Origin of the sequence: Mycobacterium bulgaricum (assembly GCF_041287165.2) — a bacterium.
GTDB classification, from domain to species: domain Bacteria; phylum Actinomycetota; class Actinomycetes; order Mycobacteriales; family Mycobacteriaceae; genus Mycobacterium; species Mycobacterium bulgaricum.
Genome location: NZ_JBGGKV020000006.1, coordinates 139,380 through 156,324, shown reverse-complemented (window position 1 = coordinate 156,324; position 16,945 = coordinate 139,380). Strand labels below are relative to the sequence as shown.

The 16,945-nt window shown below is 69.0% G+C and carries 14 protein-coding genes; 1 reads left to right on the top strand and 13 read right to left on the bottom strand.

The window, feature by feature from the left end; all coding sequences use genetic code 11:
* Nucleotides 1–4: 4 nt before the first annotated feature.
* From ACAG24_RS17840 to ACAG24_RS17815, 6 genes are read right to left on the bottom strand one after another with little or no spacing between them, the layout of a single operon-like run.
* Nucleotides 5–1,390 carry an RsmB/NOP family class I SAM-dependent RNA methyltransferase gene (locus tag ACAG24_RS17840; protein WP_370474010.1) on the bottom strand — a complete coding sequence of 462 codons (1,386 nt, stop codon included), beginning with the start codon at nucleotides 1,388–1,390 and terminating at the stop codon, nucleotides 5–7.
* Complete coding sequence (gene fmt, locus ACAG24_RS17835) at nucleotides 1,387–2,313, bottom strand: methionyl-tRNA formyltransferase (protein ID WP_370474009.1); 927 nt, start codon at nucleotides 2,311–2,313, stop codon at nucleotides 1,387–1,389. The genes ACAG24_RS17840 and fmt overlap by 4 nt, the downstream gene beginning before the upstream one ends.
* 33 nt (nucleotides 2,314–2,346) lie before the next feature.
* Nucleotides 2,347–2,883 carry a LemA family protein gene (locus ACAG24_RS17830; RefSeq protein ID WP_370474008.1) on the bottom strand — a complete coding sequence of 179 codons (537 nt, stop codon included), beginning with the start codon at nucleotides 2,881–2,883 and terminating at the stop codon, nucleotides 2,347–2,349.
* Nucleotides 2,877–4,709 carry a DUF2207 domain-containing protein gene (locus tag ACAG24_RS17825; protein WP_370474007.1) on the bottom strand — a complete coding sequence of 611 codons (1,833 nt, stop codon included), beginning with the start codon at nucleotides 4,707–4,709 and terminating at the stop codon, nucleotides 2,877–2,879. The genes ACAG24_RS17830 and ACAG24_RS17825 overlap by 7 nt, the downstream gene beginning before the upstream one ends.
* Nucleotides 4,710–4,714: 5 nt before the next feature.
* Nucleotides 4,715–6,661: a primosomal protein N' gene (locus ACAG24_RS17820; RefSeq protein WP_370474180.1), complete on the bottom strand. Its 1,947-nt coding sequence runs from the start codon at nucleotides 6,659–6,661 to the stop codon at nucleotides 4,715–4,717.
* A 50-nt stretch (nucleotides 6,662–6,711) separates the two neighbouring features.
* Nucleotides 6,712–7,410 carry a lysoplasmalogenase gene (locus ACAG24_RS17815; protein WP_370474006.1) on the bottom strand — a complete coding sequence of 233 codons (699 nt, stop codon included), beginning with the start codon at nucleotides 7,408–7,410 and terminating at the stop codon, nucleotides 6,712–6,714.
* Between the two features lie 63 nt (nucleotides 7,411–7,473).
* Here ACAG24_RS17815 and ACAG24_RS17810 point away from each other — a divergent pair, with 63 nt between their 5' ends.
* The gene (locus tag ACAG24_RS17810; RefSeq protein WP_370474005.1) at nucleotides 7,474–8,730 is read left to right on the top strand and encodes a hypothetical protein; all 1,257 of its coding nucleotides are present in this window, start codon (nucleotides 7,474–7,476) and stop codon (nucleotides 8,728–8,730) included.
* Here ACAG24_RS17810 and ACAG24_RS17805 read toward each other — a convergent pair.
* The 7 genes from ACAG24_RS17805 to ACAG24_RS17775 all read right to left on the bottom strand — a co-directional run bounded on the left by ACAG24_RS17805 (nucleotide 8,727) and on the right by ACAG24_RS17775 (nucleotide 16,906).
* The gene (locus tag ACAG24_RS17805) at nucleotides 8,727–10,835 is read right to left on the bottom strand and encodes a hypothetical protein (protein WP_370474004.1); all 2,109 of its coding nucleotides are present in this window, start codon (nucleotides 10,833–10,835) and stop codon (nucleotides 8,727–8,729) included. The two genes, ACAG24_RS17810 and ACAG24_RS17805, sit on opposite strands and share 4 nt — an antisense overlap.
* A gap of 143 nt (nucleotides 10,836–10,978) precedes the next feature.
* Complete coding sequence (locus ACAG24_RS17800) at nucleotides 10,979–12,253, bottom strand: glycosyltransferase family 2 protein (RefSeq protein WP_370474003.1); 1,275 nt, start codon at nucleotides 12,251–12,253, stop codon at nucleotides 10,979–10,981.
* The gene (locus ACAG24_RS17795; protein ID WP_370474179.1) at nucleotides 12,250–13,026 is read right to left on the bottom strand and encodes a glycoside hydrolase family 16 protein; all 777 of its coding nucleotides are present in this window, start codon (nucleotides 13,024–13,026) and stop codon (nucleotides 12,250–12,252) included. Before ACAG24_RS17795 ends, ACAG24_RS17800 begins: the two co-directional genes overlap by 4 nt.
* A gap of 44 nt (nucleotides 13,027–13,070) precedes the next feature.
* The gene (locus ACAG24_RS17790; protein WP_370474002.1) at nucleotides 13,071–13,742 is read right to left on the bottom strand and encodes a hypothetical protein; all 672 of its coding nucleotides are present in this window, start codon (nucleotides 13,740–13,742) and stop codon (nucleotides 13,071–13,073) included.
* Nucleotides 13,742–14,701: a glycosyltransferase family 2 protein gene (locus tag ACAG24_RS17785; RefSeq protein ID WP_370474001.1), complete on the bottom strand. Its 960-nt coding sequence runs from the start codon at nucleotides 14,699–14,701 to the stop codon at nucleotides 13,742–13,744. The genes ACAG24_RS17790 and ACAG24_RS17785 overlap by 1 nt, the downstream gene beginning before the upstream one ends.
* Complete coding sequence (locus tag ACAG24_RS17780) at nucleotides 14,701–15,528, bottom strand: glycosyltransferase family 2 protein (protein ID WP_370474000.1); 828 nt, start codon at nucleotides 15,526–15,528, stop codon at nucleotides 14,701–14,703. The genes ACAG24_RS17785 and ACAG24_RS17780 overlap by 1 nt, the downstream gene beginning before the upstream one ends.
* A gap of 490 nt (nucleotides 15,529–16,018) precedes the next feature.
* Nucleotides 16,019–16,906 (bottom strand): endonuclease/exonuclease/phosphatase family protein, encoded by an 888-nt coding sequence (locus tag ACAG24_RS17775; protein WP_370473999.1) that lies wholly within the window; start codon nucleotides 16,904–16,906, stop codon nucleotides 16,019–16,021.
* Nucleotides 16,907–16,945: the final 39 nt, after the last annotated feature.

The following is a 16,945-nucleotide window of genomic DNA, read 5'->3' as shown; positions in this document are numbered from 1 at the left end:
CAGCCTAACCGGGCGCATCCACCCGCAGGGCGGCGGCGAACATCGCGTCGGTGCCGTGGCGATGCGGCCACAACTGTGCCGACAGACCGTCACCGGTGTGCTGCGCGGGCTCAAACAGCTCGCGGGTGTCCAGCGGGGCCACCGGATGCCTTCGCACCGCGTCGGCGACGACGCCCGCCGTCTCGGCAAGATGGGGCGAGCACGTCGCGTACACCACGACGCCGCCGGGCCGGGTCAGGCGGATCGCCGCGGAGAGCAACTCGCGCTGCAACTTAGCCAGCTGCGGGACATCGCCGGGCCGGCGCCGCCAGCGCGCCTCCGGCCTGCGGCGCAACGCGCCCAGCCCGGTGCACGGTGCGTCGACGAGGACGCGGTCGAATCCCGGTGTCAGCCCTGACTCGCGGCCGTCCACGCGGAGCACCTCGACCGGGAGGCCGGCGGTGTTGCGTTCGACGAGTTCGGCGCGCCGCGGCGCGGGTTCCACCGCCGTGACCGAGGCGCCTGCGGGTTGGCCGAGCGCGGCGAGCAGGGCCGTCTTGCCTCCGGGCCCGGCACACAGATCCAGCCACCGGCCGCCGTCGGCGCCCTCCAGCGGCGCCAGCGTCAGCGCCCGCGCGACCATCTGGCTGCCCTCGTCCTGCACCAGCGCACTGCCGGCGCGCACCGCGGCCAGCTCGCCGGGATCGCCCTCACGCAGATACACCGCATACGGCGAATAGGCGCCTTCGGTTCCGTCGACCTGTGCGGCGAGTTCGGCGGCCGTCATCGCACCGGGACGTGCCGCCAGGTGCACCTCGGGCCGGGCGTCGTCGCTGGCGAGCAGGTCCCCGAGCTCGCCGGCGCGCGCGCCCAGCGCATCGGTGAACGCCTGGGCGATCCACCGCGGATGGGCGTGCACGAAGGCCAGATGCCCGACGGGGTCGGTTTTCGCCGACGGGGCGAGCTCCCCGACCCAGGACGCCTCGTCGCGGCGCGCGATGGTGCGCAGCACGCCGTTGACGAATCCCGCCCGCGCCGTGTCGAATTCGATTCCTGCCTGCTCGACGGTGGTGGACACCGCGGCGTGATCTTCGACTCTCGTCCGCAGGATCTGGTAGGCGCCGAGCCGCAGCAGGTCCAGCAGCACCGGGTCGATCCGGTCCACCGGCCGGCCCGCGGCCGCCGCGATCACCGCGTCGAGCAGGCCCTGGCTGCGGCAGGTGCCGTAGGTCAACTCGGTCGCGAAAGCCGCGTCCAGACCGGTGATTCCACGCTCGCGCAGCATTGCGGGCAGGGCGAGGTTGGCGTACGCGTCCCGCTCGGACACCGCACGCAGGACGTCGAAGGCGGCCTGCCGCGCGGGGTCGAGCCGCTTGCGCCTGGGATGGCGCTTCCTGTCGGGCCGTGTCATCGCGCCGGCCCCTGCGGGTGGGCTCCCCTGGCCCAGTCCGCCGCGCCCATGGATTTCTTGCCGGGCGGCTGCACCGCGCCGAGCAGCACAGCATCCGAGCCGGTGCCGACATGGACGTACTTCTTGTCCACCGAGATCTCGCCCGGGGCAAGTCCTTTCGGCCCGTCGGCGGGCACGCTGACGGGGCCGACCTTGACACGCTGCTCATCGATCATCGTCCAGGCGCCGGGGTTCGGGGTGACCGAGCGGATCCGCCGATCGACCACGTGCGCGGGCAGCTCCCAGCGGATCCGCGCATCGTCCACCGTGACCTTGGGCGCGACGCTGACCCCCTCGGTCGGCTGCGGAACCGCATTGAGGGTCCCGCCTTCGATGCCGTCCATGGTCGCCTCCAGTAAGCCGGCACCCGACACCGAGAGGCGATCGAGCAGGTCGCCCGCGGTGTCGGAGGGACGGATGGTCTCGGTCACGACACCGTAGACCGGTCCGGAATCCAGGCTGAGTTCGATCTGGAACGTCGTCGCACCCGTGACCTCATCACCCGCGGCGAGGGCCGCCTGCACCGGTGCCGCGCCACGCCAGGCCGGAAGGACCGAGAAGTGCAGGTTCACCCACCCGTGGTCGGGTACGTCGAGCAACGCCTCCTTCAGGAGCGCTCCGTAGGCGACGACGGCGCAGCAGTCCGGGGACAAGGCTTTCAACTCGGCGACGAACTCCTCCGAATTGGGACGTTCGGGCTTCAACACCGGTATGCCGTGCTCGGCGGCCAATTCCGCCACCGGTGACGGAGACGGCTTGCCGCGTCGGCCCGCTGCGGCATCCGGACGGGTCAGCACCGCGACGACGTCGTGGCGCGAGGAATCGATCAACCGTTGCAGGGACGGCAGGGCGGGCTCCGGGGTGCCGGCGAAGACGAGACGCACCGCGCCAGTCTAGGGAGCGACGATCGCCGGACCTCAGCGCGGCGTCTGGTAGTACTCCTTCTCGCCCACCCCGGCCAGCGGGGCGACGAACATCCACGGAATCGTGGTCAGCTGCCGGTTCAGCGTGGCCACCGCGTCGTTGTAGTACTGCCGGGCGAACGCCAGCTTGTCCTCGGTGTCGGCGAGGTTGCGCTGCAGGTCGAGAAAGTTGTTCGACGAGTTCAGCTGCGGGTAGCTCTGCCCCAGCGCCAGCAGCGGAGCCAACGCCGAGTCCAGCTGCTTTTCGGCCGCGCTGCGTTCGGCGACCGATTTCCCGCTGGTGGCCGACGTCAGCGCCGCCCGGGCGGTGGTCACGTGATCGAGGATGCCCTTCTCGTGCGCCGCGAACGTCTGCACGGTGTGAACCAGGCTCGGGATCAGCGACGCGCGGCGCGTGAGCTCCACGTCGATGCCCGACAGCGCTTCGGCGACCCGCACGTCGGCCGAGCGGATCCTGTTGTATCCCATCACGAATCCGATGAGCACCAGGACAGCCAACACCAGAATGACGATGAGCAGAAAACTCACCATGAACCGCCTCCTCCTCCGCCGCCGCCACCGCCGCCACCACCGCTGAAACTGCTCCCGCCGCTGCTGCCCGATGACGACGAGGATGATGCCTGCGACGCGGTGTATGCGCCGATGGACGACGACAGCGCCGATTCGAAGCTGTCGAAATCGGCGCCGCCGGATCCGCCGGCGATGCTCGACCCGCTAGACGATGCTGCCGAGGTGGTGTACCAGTCCGGTTGCGGCGCAACGGTACCCGTGTCGGTCTGGTATTTCTTGGCCCACAGCGCCGCGACCCCTGCCGCGACCGCGAACGGAACGTAGGCGATGTAGAGGTCTTTGCGCGCCGAGAAGTCGAACCGCGTCTCGGCCGAGTCGGTGGACAGCACGCGATGGAATCCGCCGGCGCGCGACCACAATTGGCGACCCGCGGGGGTGCGACGGGTGCCGATGCCGTCGCGCCACGAACCCACCGACAGCAGAAAGAAGGCGGCGAACGGCAGCGCCCACATAGTGGTTGGGAAGCCCCAGCGGAAAAAGCCGCAGACCATCAGGATGAAGGCGCCCGCGTTGAGGGCCCGCAGCCACAGTTCCTTCTTGCGTGGCACCAACAGGCCTTCCTCGGTCGCCCACTTCTTGACGGCCGTGGCCATGTCTTCCTTGGCGCTGTTGAGCTTCTTGCCCGATGTGACCGTCTTCTTGGCCTCGAATTCGGAGCCCTTGTTGAGGACTTTCAACCGGGAGGCCACCGCGATGCTGACCGGGTCGACGTCGGCCCAGGCCCCGGGCTCGGCGATGCTCTTGATGGTCCAGTGCTTGTCGCTGACCTGCCGCAGTGTGATCAGGCCGCGATCGGCGAGAAAGAACAGCGTGGCCGTGAGCCCGTGCTCGGGGACGGACTCGGTGCGGATGTACTCGGTCTGCACCGGCCCCAGCCCCGGCGGGGGCGCGTACTGCAGCGGGAAGCCCGGCGATTTCTCCAGCACACTGCGGAACCAGATCAGCGCGACGGCACCGAACAGCACGGTCAGCGCGCCGACCACGATGGCGCCGGTCACCGACTGACCCAGCACCCGGTCCCAGGTGTAGGGCCACGGCAGCCGCACCTGGGGTGGGGTCGGGACGTCGACACCCGCGCGGACCGTCACCGGCGTGCGCGGCGGCAGCTCCTCGGCGCTGAACCGGACCCGGTTGCCGTTCACCGACAGGCCGTCGCAGGCGGTGCCCGTCCCGAAACCGACCGAGCACTGGGCGTTTCCGACGTCTCCGGGCAGGGTGAGCGTGATGTCGGCGCGCTCGATGCGGTTGTTCCAGGCAGGGGCGATGACGTTCCAAAAGAAGACCGAGGGCGACGGGCCCCGGCCCGTCGCCGCCGCGAACGTGCGCTCGGCGCCCAGGCTGCCCGGATCGAGCACCCCGGGAATCGTGTAGCGGATCTCGAAGACGTGGGTGCCGTCGCTCAGGTACACGTCGGGGTCGCCGATCTTGGCCACCCGGAACCGCCCGCCGTCCTCCCAGAGCATCTGATAGGACACCGGTTCGCCGTCGAGGGTGATGGATTCGATCTCGGGCTTCTGCCGCAGCCGCGGATCGTTCTGGTTGGCGACATCCCAGTACCGGAAGATGCCGTGGCGGTCGGTGCTGTAGAACGCGGTGGTGATCGTCTCGACCGCGCTCATCTCACCCGCGGCATCCACGACCATGTTCACGTCGTAATCGGTGATCACCACCGGGTCGTCGATCCCGGTGGAGCTGCCGGAGCCGGACGAGAACATCACCGGCCACAGCACACCGAGCGCAATCAAGATCAACGGAATCAGCGCCTTGAGCACCCGCCCCGCCGTCATGGGCATCACCCTATGTGCAACGGGTCGATCTGGACGCGAACCGGCTCCTGATCGTGGCGGGCGCTCTGCACCGCGGTGGCCCGGCGCAGCGCGGCCGCCAGTTCCAGCCCACCGTTGCGCGCGACACGGACCAGCATCCTGCTCACAGGCGCGTCCGCCGCCAGCCCCGCGGGTCTGCGCGCGCCGAGCGGAAGCTCGACGGGCCCCAGCGCGTCGGCGGTGTCGGGCAGTGCGGCGGCCTCGAGGAGCGCATCCACCGCTGCAGGCGCACCGTCGACGGCCGCGATGTGCACGGCGGGCGGCAACCCGACCTCGGTGCGCGCGTCCAGTTCGGCGTCGGCATGACCGACCGGATCCCACCGGATCAGCGCCTGCACGGTCGGGATCGCGGATTCCGCGACGACAGCGACCACACCGCCGTCGGCGCGACTGCGGACCAGCGCGGCCGCGGCCATCCAGCGCCGCAACGTGTCCTCGGCGGCCCGGAGGTCCTGGCGCCCCAGCAACGCCCAGCTGTCCAGCAGCAGCGCGGCGCCGTAACCACCCGCGGCGGCGGGCTCCACCCCCGGTGTCGCGACGACGACGGCCGCGCGCTGCGGCACCGAGGCGACGACGTCGTCTCCGCCGGACGTGATGACCTGGGCTCCCGGAAACGCCCTTCCGAGTTCCTCGGCCGTGCGGCGGGCCCCGACGACGACGGCACGCACAGCGTCGGATCCGCATCGCGCGCAGCGCAGCGCCAACTCCTCCCTGCCACACCACCGGCACACCGCGCCCGGGGCGTCGCGGCCGGGCAGCGACAACGGCCCGGTGCAATGCCTGCAACGGGCGACGGTGCGGCATTTCGCGCAGGACAGTGCGGGCACGTAGCCACGTCGGGGCACCTGGACAAGGACCGGCGCATCGGCGGCGAGCGCCGCGCGGGCTGCGTCCAGAGCGACGGTCGGCAGCCGCGCGGTGCGGGCGGCCGCGTCGCGCTCGTGCGCAAAAGCACTGTCCTCCAACGCAATCACGCGTGGCGCATGCACGCGCACCGTCTGCCTTGTCGCGGTCAGGTCGTGCGCCCAGCCGCTGCGCACCAACGCGTGCGCTTCCGCGGTGCGCGCATAGCCGCCGATCATCGCCGCGCACCGCAACTGATGGGCGCGCAGCATCGCGACCTCGCGGGCGTGCGGATAGGGCGCGCGGGGCTCGGCCAGCGAGTCGTCACCGTCGTCCCACACCATCACCAGACCCAGGTCGCCCACCGGCGCGAAACCCGCACTGCGCGTACCGATCACGAAACGAGCGTTGCCCCGGAGAACCGACAGCCAGCGCCGGTAGCGTTCCGCGGGACCGAGGCCGGCCGACAGCGCCACCACCCTCGCGCCCTCGACGTGTTCGACGGCGGCCGCGTGGAGCAGGTCGACGTCGCGCTGATCGGGCACCACGGCCAGCACGCCGCGACCGGAGTTCACCGTGACCGCGGCCGCCTCCGCCAACCGGTGAGGCCAGGATTCGCCGGGCAGGGCCTGCCAGACCGCGCGGGCGGCCCGGGCGTCCCTCAACGCCGCGACGAACTGCGCTCCCCCGCTGTAGGCGTCCCACGCCGCGGTGTCGATGTCTCTGGCAGACAACGGCTCCAGAGGTTCAGTGGCTCGCTTCTCGACACTGGCATGCCGCGGAGGCACGGCCAACCGGAGAACATCGGCGCGTGTCCCGGCGTAGCGGGCCGTCACCGCATCGACGAGCCTGCGCACGTCGCGCGTCAGCACGCACTCGGGCGAGACAACTTTCTCCAGCCAGCCGAGCTTGCCGACATGATCGGTGTCCGAACGCCTTTCGAGTACAAACGCATCGACGAGCCGGCCGTGGAACCGGACCTTGACTCGAACGCCCGGTTGCGCGTCGTCGGATTGCTCGGCGGACACCTGGTAGTCGAACTCGCGGTCGAGGTGCGGCACCGTCAGCATCGGCAGAACACGGGCGATCGGCTCGTGTTCGGCGGGCTGCCGAAGATTCGTCACAGCGCAGGTGTAGCAGACGGCACAGACGCCCTGCCGAACAGCAAACCCGCCGTGATCAGCAGCAGCGACGCCGCGTAGGCCCACCAGATCGGCACCGCCAGCGCCTCGGATTGGAGAACGAACTTACTGATGCCGATCATCGCGTCCGACACCGCGAAACACACCGCCCCGAGCGCGGTCCACGGCGTCGGCAGATCGGACAGCAGCGCCACGCTGACCATCGCGCCCAGTACCGCGATGTAGACGGTCACCGGCAGCGCCATCCCCTGCTCCAGCAGCCGCGGCCAGAACCACACCAGCAGCACCACGCACGCGGCCGCCGTCGCCGCGACAGCGACGAGCCGCTTCGGGGTACGGGTGGCCAGCGGTAGCAGCGCCGCCAGGAAACACAGGTGGGCGATCAGGAACGCGGCCAGCCCGAACACGAACGACGGCTCCCACCACGGCATTGCCAGTAGGTAGTCGCCTGCGGCAGAGAACAGCAGTGCCGCGACCAGCCAGGTCCGCTCCCGCGCGATGTGATGGAAAAGCGCTGCACCCGCGAGCAGCACCGCGGCGAGCGCCTTGACGGCGGGCTGCAGCGCGAACTGGCCGGTGAGCTCGGCGCCTGCGGGCACCCGGGTCGCGGTTACGATGAGAAAGACGCCATAGCAGGCCGCAACGATCGCAGCAGCCGTCCACAGCGTGCGTGTCATGGGGAGAAACTTACTAAATTCATCAGATCGGGCTGGGGGGCTGCTCTGATAGGTTCACAGGCAATGCCCAGACTTCGACGGAGCCCGCAACCGGGCACCGTCAGGGTCTCGACACTCGATGTGCAACACAGCTACCGGCGGTCGGCAGTCGTTCTCGGACCTGTCGACGTGCCGCCCGTCGACCTGCTCACCGCGCGCTTCGCGGCGATGGCAGCCGCCGGGCCCGAGGCCAGGATCTGTCTGCAACCGTCCACCGCGGCCACCCGCTGGCGGCACACTCCCGCCCTGGCCGGTGAGGTCTTCGCCACCACGACCCGCCCGCCGGGCTCGGATCCGCTCGCGCTGCTGTCTGCGCTGCGCCGGCGCCCGGGTGACGGGATCCGGATCCTGGCGGGTGGGGACTATCTCGCCATCGACTTCAGCCACGGCCTCGGCGAGGTACCACTTCTCGATCTGCTCATCGGGGTGCTGCTGGGCGCGGTGGATCCCACGGACGACGCGGTGTGGGTGCCCTACCGGCATCGCCTCTCGCCGCTTGTCGTTGCGGGTGCTCGTGCGATCGGGGGTCGGCCACAACGGCTCCTGCCGCTGTGGCGTCAGCACCGCCGGAACTCCGCGCTGCACGACGGGTTCGTCGATGCCGGCGGCACCGACATCGCGCCGTCACCCGCGACCCGGTTCGCGCGGATCCCTGCCGACGTCGTGACCGACCTTCGCCGCCAACGGGATTCCGCGCTGCCCGATGTCTCCATGTTCGCCCTCTACACCTGCGCACTGCACGACGCCTTCGCCGCCACAGGATTCGACGTCGATCCCACCGTGACGCTCCCGTTCGACGTGCGGCGTTATTTGCCGGAGGGCCGCAGCACACTCGCGTCGTTCTCCGCGGGGCTGGACTTCCGGTTGGGCCGCGATTCGGGCCCCCGCGGCCTGCAGTCCGACATGGCCGCGGCGGCGCAGATGGCACGTCCGGTCGCCAACCTCATGGCGGGGACGGCGAAGACGCGCATGGCGATGCGCTCACGACGGCACCCTCGGTGGCTCGTCCCGTCGCGGCGGCGGGTACAGCTGCTGCACTCCAGCGTCGGGAACGTTCCCCACGGACCATGGTCGTTCAGCGATCCCGCACGCGCAGGCATCATGGTGGCCAGTGACCCGGTCAGCCCGTGCGGTGTCACGGTCACGACCGCGTCGGTCATGGGGTCGCTGTGGCTGACCGCCGAGTTCCACGACACCTTGTTCGACGCCGAGAAGGTCGGCGCGGCACTGGATTCGGTGCCCGAGCACGCGGCGCAACTACTGCGCCAGGACCTGCGCTAGGGCCCGGTGCGGTTCTCCGGTGCCAGGTCCTCGTTGACGCTGCGCCACACCTTGGTCTGCCCCTCGTCGTAGATCAACGTCCACTGGGGTGCCCCACGAAGCGCGTCCTGGACGACCTCCACGGCGTCGGGGCGGAAGTCGCCGTAGTACCGGATCGCCTTGTTGGACTGCTCGCTGAAGATCACGTACACCACATAGCCGCCACTGGTCATCTCGGTGTTGAGCGTCTTGAGATCTTCTTCGTTGGGGAACGTCGCCTTGCGCTCTGCCAGGTTCGGATCCGACGGGTCCCACAGGTCATAGCTCACGGGCTCGTCGAAGTACGGGTTGAACAGGGTCACATCGGCATAGCCGGCATTGAGTCGCGACGGCATCCCGCCGATGCGGAGCATGACGAACCGGGTCCGGATGTCGGCGTCCCTGGTGAGGCCGTCCATCAGGTCGACCTGGGCACGGGTCTCGAAGATCATGGGCCACAACGCGACATAGCCGTGCAATCCCGCCACCGACGCACCGGTCACGCCGAGCACCGCCGCCGTGCGCGCAGGCAACCGCGCTCGCCCCCTGACACCGTCGATCGCCGCAACGACAGCGGGTGCGATCAGCAGCGCGCACCCCAGGATCGAGTACAGGTACACCCGGAAGATCGCCTCGCCGCCGTAGCTCTGCCCCAGCAGCAGGCCGAACGAGCTGAACGCCATGATGGACAGCGTCAACACGGGCCGTTTCCGGCGCCACATCCAGACCGCGCATGCACAAGCGGTCAGCACCACAACGATCGACAACCCTCGAACCACGGCCGAGGTGAAGTCCTTGGCGGGCAGGCCTGACGACTCGATGTTGCTGGACGCGTTGCTGATCGGACTGCCCCCCGACAGCAGGCCGTAGGGCGCCACCGCTTCCAGGTTGAGCAGCAGATAACACACGGCGATCAGCACCATCACCAGACCCACCCACCGGGGCCTGGCCCGTTTCAACAGGCACAGCAGGCACGCCGCGCCCATCGCCCAGAACGGCGTGAGCTGGTGGGTCGGTACCGTCGCGGCGAACACCGGGATCGCGAGGACGCCGCACGCCCGGCTACGCGGCGATGCGAGCAGCAGCACGAACATGCCGAACACCAGCACGATGGTCCACGCCTGGGGCGAGAAGTAGTCCTGCCCCACCCAGTTCACGATCTCCGCGATGAACGCCGCCGTCAGTGCCGTGCGGCGGGATCGGCCGATGACCCTGGCGGCCGTGTAGACGGTCAGCGCCACCAATACGTGCATCGCCGGGGCGAACACGTGCGCGACGGTGATCGCGGGGATGCCGGTCACGTCGCAGAACCACGCCCAGGTCGTGAAGAACGCTGCCCATTGCGCGTAGATGTCGGTGCCATCGGGCTGGATTCGCCCGTAGACCATGATGTAGTCCACGACGGCCAGATGTTTGTACGTCCAGTCGTAGAGCGGAACCTCGGTGGCCACCACCGTCGTCACCCGCGCGACGATGATCGCGGCGATCAGCGCGACCGCGGCCGGCATGAGCTGCCGCTGCCGGACCGCGACGAGCATCGCCCATGTGCACAGCACGATGGACACGGCCAGCAGCGGTCCCGTCCCCGAGAACAACAGGCCGTAGTAGCCGGCGTCCACACCCGGCAGTCCCGGAACGGCCGCCGCCCAGACCGCGACGGCCGCCGCGCTCAGAAACAGCGACAGATGCCGCAGGACAAAGCTTTTCCGCAGCCACCGGTGCCCCCCGACACGGCGCCAGTGCCAGCGGCGCGCAGCGCTGACGATGCTGTCGCGGTGCTGGTAGTACCAGTAGACGGTGCTGCCCCCGACGCCGACCACCTGCACCCACAAGATCAGGACGGGGTTCCAGCGGTAGGACCACATCGCGGTGATCGCCACCAGCGTCACGATCGCCATGCCGAGGACGGGAACCGTCGAGAGCAGCGCACGTCGCGGGATGCGCACCCACGTCAGCACCGCGGCGCCCGGTCCGATCGCGATGAACACCACGAGCGCGATCGCGCGGACCGTACTGGGCAGCGACATCAGGGCGACGGTGCCGGCAACCGCGCCGACCGCCGCCAGGTCGACCATGCGGACGGGCATGGCGGGAATGCGCCGTCCCGTCGGAGCCTTGCGGTGTGCGGCCGGTTTGCGGTGTCCGGGAGGTGTCGGGCCTGTCGTGGAGGACGCTCGGTGACGCCTGGGTGGCTGCGACGCCACCTCCGCATGTCGCTCGAGCGTCGCCGTCATCGGCGGCCCGACAGCGCGACGTTGCGCGCCTGTTGCCGCCTGCCCTGCCACAGCGCTTTGGGTCCGGCGAGCACGGCCAGCACCTCGGTGCGTCCCACCGACGGTGGGACGTCGTTGCCGAGGCCGCGAGGGATCCGGTTCGGCGATGCCATCGCGCCGTAGTCGGCGCCTGCCCGTAGCGACGAGCCGAATCTGCGGCGGATGATCCGAGCCGCGAGTCGGCGGTGCGCCGGGTTCATGCCGACCTTCGTGAGCCAGGCGCCCAGCCCCAGGCCGTAGCCCCGGGCCTGCTTCAACAGCGCGTCGTTGTCGCTGCGGTGCCGGTGCCACACGATCGCCGCCGGTTCGGTCGCCAGGATGTCGCCGGCGGTGAGCACCCGGAAGAAGATGTCGAGATCCTCGCCGCCCTGTGAGGCGGTGCCTGCACCGAGAGCTTCGTCGAACCCGCCGAGCTCGAGGATCCGGTCACGTCTGACGGCGAAATTGGCCCCGGTCCCGAATCTGCCCACCTGGAAAGGAAACAACGGTTGGTCAGCGGGTGGTTCGGCCATGCTGTACAGCCGCGGATCCAGCGATCCCGCCCAGGAGACCCGCTGATCGAAGTATGCCTGCGCGGCGGTGCGCAGTTCCCCGCTCGGTACGAGACCCGAAACGCAGGTGACGAACGGAGCGCGGGAGAAACCCCGGGCGATGGCTCGCAGCCACAGCGGATCGACGACCACGTCGTCGTCGGTGAAGGCCACCACCTGATGACGGGCGGCCCGAAGGCCGGTGTTGCGCGCGGTCGACAGTCCCGGCACAGGTTCGGAGACCAATCGGACCCGAGGATCGCCGAGACGGCGCACCACCTCTGCGGTGGCGTCGGTGCGCGCCGCATTGTCGACGACCACGACCTCATAGTCCGAGTAGTCCAACATCGAAATCGAGCGCAGCGCATCGGCCACCTGCTCGGGCCGGTCTCTGGTGCACAGCACCACCGAGATGGCGGGCAGCTCAACCTCCGGCGCCGGCTCGTGAACGGTCTGGCACTGAGGAATCGGCAGACGCACGACGCCCTCGGTGATCGGGGCCTCGACGAAGCCGACCGGTGTGCCGCGGTGCCGGACCAGCACGCGCACCTGCTCGTACCCGTCCGCGTGCAGGGGCGTGAACTCGACCGCATCCCCCACGGCGCAATCGTCGACATCGAGCATGCCGATCCAGCGCCCACGCGGCCAGGTCGATACGGCCTGCGGGGGCATCGCCGGTTCGAGCGAGATCGGGGAACTCATCGGGCCGTCACCCGCACCCAGTCGACCAACATCGTGGACGGATTTGGGGTCGACGCGTCCGGCGGGCCCGGCCAGTCGCCTCCGACGGCGACGTTGAGCAGCAGAAAGAATGGCGCGTCGAACACCCAGCGGCTCTCGGGAGCCAGGTCGGCGGGGGTGACGGTGAACAGCGTGAGTTCGTCGATGCCGGTGACGATCCGGCCCGGGCTCCGGTCCACCCAGTAGGTGTGGAACTGACCGGCGAGCGGGAACGGCACCGGCCCGGAGGCCGAGACCTGCTCCCCCCGTTCGGATCCCAGGCTCGGGGTGTGGATGCCGGTGTGGAATTCCGGTGCGTCGTTGAGGGTTTCGATCACGTCGATCTCGCCCGCTTCGGGCCACCCGACCTCGTCGATGTTGCTGCCCAACAGCCAGAACGCCGGATGGAGGCCGGCCCCGCCGGGCAACTGGATCCGCGCTTCGGCCCGTCCCGAGATGAAGTCGAAGGTGCCCTGCGTGGTGATGCGCGCCGACGTGATCCGATCGAGCGCGGTGCCCCGCGCCGAGATGGCCAGATGGCCGGCGCCGTCGAGGCCGACGTTCGCGGGATCGTCGGTGTAGGTCTGCATCTCGTTGTTGCCCCAACCGCCTCCACCGGTTTGGAATCGCCACTGGGGAGAAGGTGACGCGCCCGCCGGTCCGTCGAAGTCGTCGGAGAACACGACCTGCGGTCCGGCCGGTTCGGCGCGCCCGACGGTGGGAACACCGCACCCGGTCGCCGCGAGGACGCACATCATGACGGCTACGCGGCACAGCCTGAGCGGAAGCCGATTTCGTGTCACCGCGACGCTCCTGCGAGCTCCCGCGTCGCGGCGTGCCGCCCTGCGGGCGGCCGATGCCGTATCTGTGCAGTACCCAACGCGGTCACGGCCACCAGGATGCCGTATACGGCCATGCGCTGCGCACCACCAGGCCCGAACAGGTTCGTCCCGCCCACGAAGGCCAGGAAGCCCAGGATGCTGACGCCGCCTGCGATCACCGCCACGCCGCGGCGCTCCACGGTCATCTTCGTCCTCGACCCCATCGCGACGAACAGCACGCTCACCGACCCCAGCGACATGAACGCCAGGATCGCGGTGAGGTTCCAGGAGTAGTCGACATCGTTGGTGAACAAGCCGGAGAAGTACATGCCGACGCCGGCGGCCATCAGCAGGATCGCGTGGCCACGATCGGTCACCCGCTGGACGAGGAAGCTCGCCGCGACGACGGTGACGGCGAAGCCTGTGGCGAGCAGGCTGACGTTCATCAGCGGGTAGAGCCGGCTGCACGGCCAGTTTCCCATCGGCCCGCAGAACGCGACCCCGAGCGGACCCAGCAGGTCCTGGACGTAGCTGTAGTGCCCGCGCCAGGTCGCCGAGACGATCCATTCGGCGGTGAAGAACAACAGCGTCGTCAGCGATATCCACCCGGTGACACGAGGGTTGACGAGCCAGCCTGAGGCTCTGAGCATTATCGACTCGAAGAGGTTCGCACCGTATGAGCGAGACCCACGAGGTAGCCGATGGCGGTGACGAGCAGTCCCGCGACGAGCGCCAGGGCGCGCCGGGGATTCCTGCGGGCGTGCCACATACCGGAAGGCAGCGTTCGCGTCGTGTACGCGCGTTCGCTCTCCAGCGAGGATCGCTGGCCGCACAGCCGGCTGAGGATGGCCTTGCTTCGGCCCTCGTAGTAGCACCGATGCAAAAAGTACGACACGGTGGAGCGATTCCTTGGGACCTCGTGCGCGACACCGAAACGTGTCTGGCGCACGATCCGGGCCTGCGGATTTCGGCGCACGAGCTCGATGCCCATCATGGTTTCCTCGCAGCCCGTCGGGAGGGCCCCGACGCGGCCGAGCCGGTCGCTGAATCCTCCGATGGCAATGAGGTCCTCACGCCGGACGGCCATCGCGGCACCGATCGGATTTCGTATCTGCGAGCCGTCCGCCGGCAGCCCCCGGTAGTCGCATCCGACAACCCAGCCGAACTCGGGCGGAAACCACGCCGGCCGCGAGCCGCATTGCCAGGCAGGGTGTACCGCTCCGCCCAGCGCGGCGATGCCGACGTCGGCGAAAGACGAGCGAACACACTCCAGCGCCTCGGGCAGGAGCACCGCGTCGTCGTCCAGATAGACAACGACGTCACCGGCTGCCACGTCGAGTCCGGTGTTGCGGGCTCCCGACAGACCGCGCTGGAAACGGTTCTGCACGACGTGCAGTCGATCGCCGTAGGAGTCGCGTAATTCCCGGAAGAGGTCGTCGTTGCCGTCGACGACGAGGATCAGTTCGTCACCGAAAGCCAGCTGAGCGAGTGCGGCATCGGTTGCGGCCGCCAGGCTTCGGCGCCGCTGCTGCGTATAGCAACAAATGACCACGCTGACCGAGATCGCAGCAGCACAGAGATGGTCACGCGGGACGGACGGCGCAGCCACTATGCCCAGCCGGCAACCGTTGCGGCGCGCGCCGCCCGGTGTTCGCGGCGCTCGCGGCCGATGGTGCGCAACACGCGCAAGCCGTCGGAGACTGCATTCAGATTGCTGCGCCCATAGATGCGCTTGCCTTCGAAACTGCCCACCTCGCGGATGGCCCAGCCACTGCGGGCCGCCCGCACGTTGATGACGGTCTCGATCTCGAAACCGTCACCCCACTGCGGCTCGGCCAGTTCGACCGGGGGCAGGGCCAGGCTTTCGAGATTGCGCCGCCAGAAGGCGTTGTAGCCATAGCAGAGATCGCTGAACTCGGTCTTGAACAACCAGTTGACGAGCCCGTTGAGGCCTTTGTTGCCCAGGCGCCGAAGGTGGGTGATGTCATCGCTGCCGCCGCCGCGGGAGAACCGGCTGCCTTTCGCCAAGTCCGCACCGGCCACGAGTGCCGCCACGAACAGCGGTATCTCCGCGGGGTCGGTCGAGCCGTCGCCGTCGATCATGACGATGATGTCGCCGGTGGCAGCGAGGAAGCCACACGCGAGCGCGTTGCCCTTTCCTGCCCTCGTCTGCTCGATGATGGTGGCGTCAGGCCACAGCCGGCGGGCCACATCGGCGGTGCCGTCGACAGATCCCCCGTCGATCACCACGATCTGGTCCACGGGCGGCATGCGTTTCGCCACGTAGGGCAAATTCTTGGCTTCGTTCCTGGTGGGTAGCACCACCGTCACGGTGGGTGCGTTCGCCGACCCGGACGAGGGTTCGTGGAGATCGCACGCTGGTGCGCCGAAGTCGGACGTCGCGGGCCGCAGAGCCTCCGGGGCAATATCCGTCACGTCGCGGATCTCCTTTTCGCTTGCATATTCGGCTCCGAAGTCGAGACGCGGGCCACCACTGACTGACGCCGCCGTCAAATAGGTCGCTTGCGTAACTGGAGTGAACGTTAGCGAACATCAGAGAAATTTGTCACCCCTGCCGCACACCTTATGACCAGCATCACAAAATTGGTAGACCTAAGTAATCTTCGCTGTCATTACAGCTGCGCCAGGCGCGGTCGTTTACGTGCTCAAATGAAGTGTCAACCGAAAGTGGCAGCCGCCTGACACGAATGCTGCGGGGCGTGGAGTGCCGTCAGCCACCGACGTACGACAACCGGTTGCACTCCGTAAATTGACGCAGCACGCGCATTTTTAGCAACAGCTATCTGCATTAGCCCTCATTGCACGGTCGCGACAAATTTTGCACATGGGAACAACGCTGCCGTGCGAACCGGACTACGGCGAGGGGCGCACGCGGATTCGCGACGCGGACAGTCGCGCCTGCCACTCAGCGTGCAGCGGGCTCCACCTGGATCTCCCCCAGGACTCCGTGGTGGTCAGAGCCCGGAAGGTCGACGCGGCCGAACGACAGCGGCGTGGCACCGCGGGCGAGGATCTTGTCGATCGCGAGCACCGCGGGAAACCACCTGTCGGCGGGAAAAGTGGCGACGATGCCAGAGCCGAGATACTCGGCGGCGTCGACGAGCGCCGCCCCGTCCCTGCTGCTCGCCCTCACCAGGCGCCGATAGCGCTCATGGTCGTAGGTCGAATTGAAATCGGCCCCGACGATGAGAGGGTGTGCCTCGTCGGCCAGGATCTTTCCGATCCTTTCGAGCTCTGCAGCCCACCGCCACGCCGGCTCCGGATAGGGCGGCAGCGGGTGTAGCGCGTACACGGCGACCACACCCGAGCCGGGCGGCCGGATCGTTGCGCGCAGGTTGCTGTGCTGCAGACCCGGGAGTTCGGCGGTGTCAGTGAGCGGATGACGCGAGTAGATGCCCTCGCCGCCGCCACCGTGGCGCGGTTGCAGATACGAGTACGGCAGCCACTGCTCGATGCCGGCTGCCGCCAGCTTCCTGACCGCGGAGCCGGTCAGCTCGGCGACGGTGAGAACGTCGACCCGGGTGTCGCGAACCAGATCCACCAGGGGGCGAGAGTCGGCCTCACCGAGCCGCAGATTGGCCTGCAGAACCCTGATCGTCGGGTGTCCCGCAGACCCGGTCGGATGCCTGCCGACGTAGAGGGGAAGCTGTGACCCCACCCCGACCGCGACAACGGTTGCGGTGGCGAGGGCCGCGAACCAGAAGCGCGCGGCAGCGAGAATCACCGCGGACACCGCCGCGAGCGCTACGAACAGCGGTGTGAACGATGCGAGCAGTGTGACGGCGGTGCTCACGGGACCGAAGAAATGCGCGGCCACGCCGAGGCCGGCGCA

Bases quoted from the DNA above. Each gene is read 5' to 3' on its own strand.
- ACAG24_RS17840 (WP_370474010.1), bottom strand. From the start codon at position 1,390: ATGACACGGCCCGACAGGAAGCGCCATCCCAGGCGCAAGCGGCTCGAC.
- ACAG24_RS17830 (WP_370474008.1), bottom strand. From the start codon at position 2,883: ATGGTGAGTTTTCTGCTCATCGTCATTCTGGTGTTGGCTGTCCTGGTG.
- ACAG24_RS17825 (WP_370474007.1), bottom strand. From the start codon at position 4,709: ATGACGGCGGGGCGGGTGCTCAAGGCGCTGATTCCGTTGATCTTGATT.
- ACAG24_RS17820 (WP_370474180.1), bottom strand. From the start codon at position 6,661: ATGCTGACGGTGCCGCACCTCGACCGCGAGTTCGACTACCAGGTGTCC.
- ACAG24_RS17815 (WP_370474006.1), bottom strand. From the start codon at position 7,410: ATGACACGCACGCTGTGGACGGCTGCTGCGATCGTTGCGGCCTGCTAT.
- ACAG24_RS17810 (WP_370474005.1), top strand. From the start codon at position 7,474: ATGCCCAGACTTCGACGGAGCCCGCAACCGGGCACCGTCAGGGTCTCG.
- ACAG24_RS17805 (WP_370474004.1), bottom strand. From the start codon at position 10,835: ATGCCCGTCCGCATGGTCGACCTGGCGGCGGTCGGCGCGGTTGCCGGC.
- ACAG24_RS17800 (WP_370474003.1), bottom strand. From the start codon at position 12,253: ATGAGTTCCCCGATCTCGCTCGAACCGGCGATGCCCCCGCAGGCCGTA.
- ACAG24_RS17795 (WP_370474179.1), bottom strand. From the start codon at position 13,026: ATGTGCGTCCTCGCGGCGACCGGGTGCGGTGTTCCCACCGTCGGGCGC.
- ACAG24_RS17790 (WP_370474002.1), bottom strand. From the start codon at position 13,742: ATGCTCAGAGCCTCAGGCTGGCTCGTCAACCCTCGTGTCACCGGGTGG.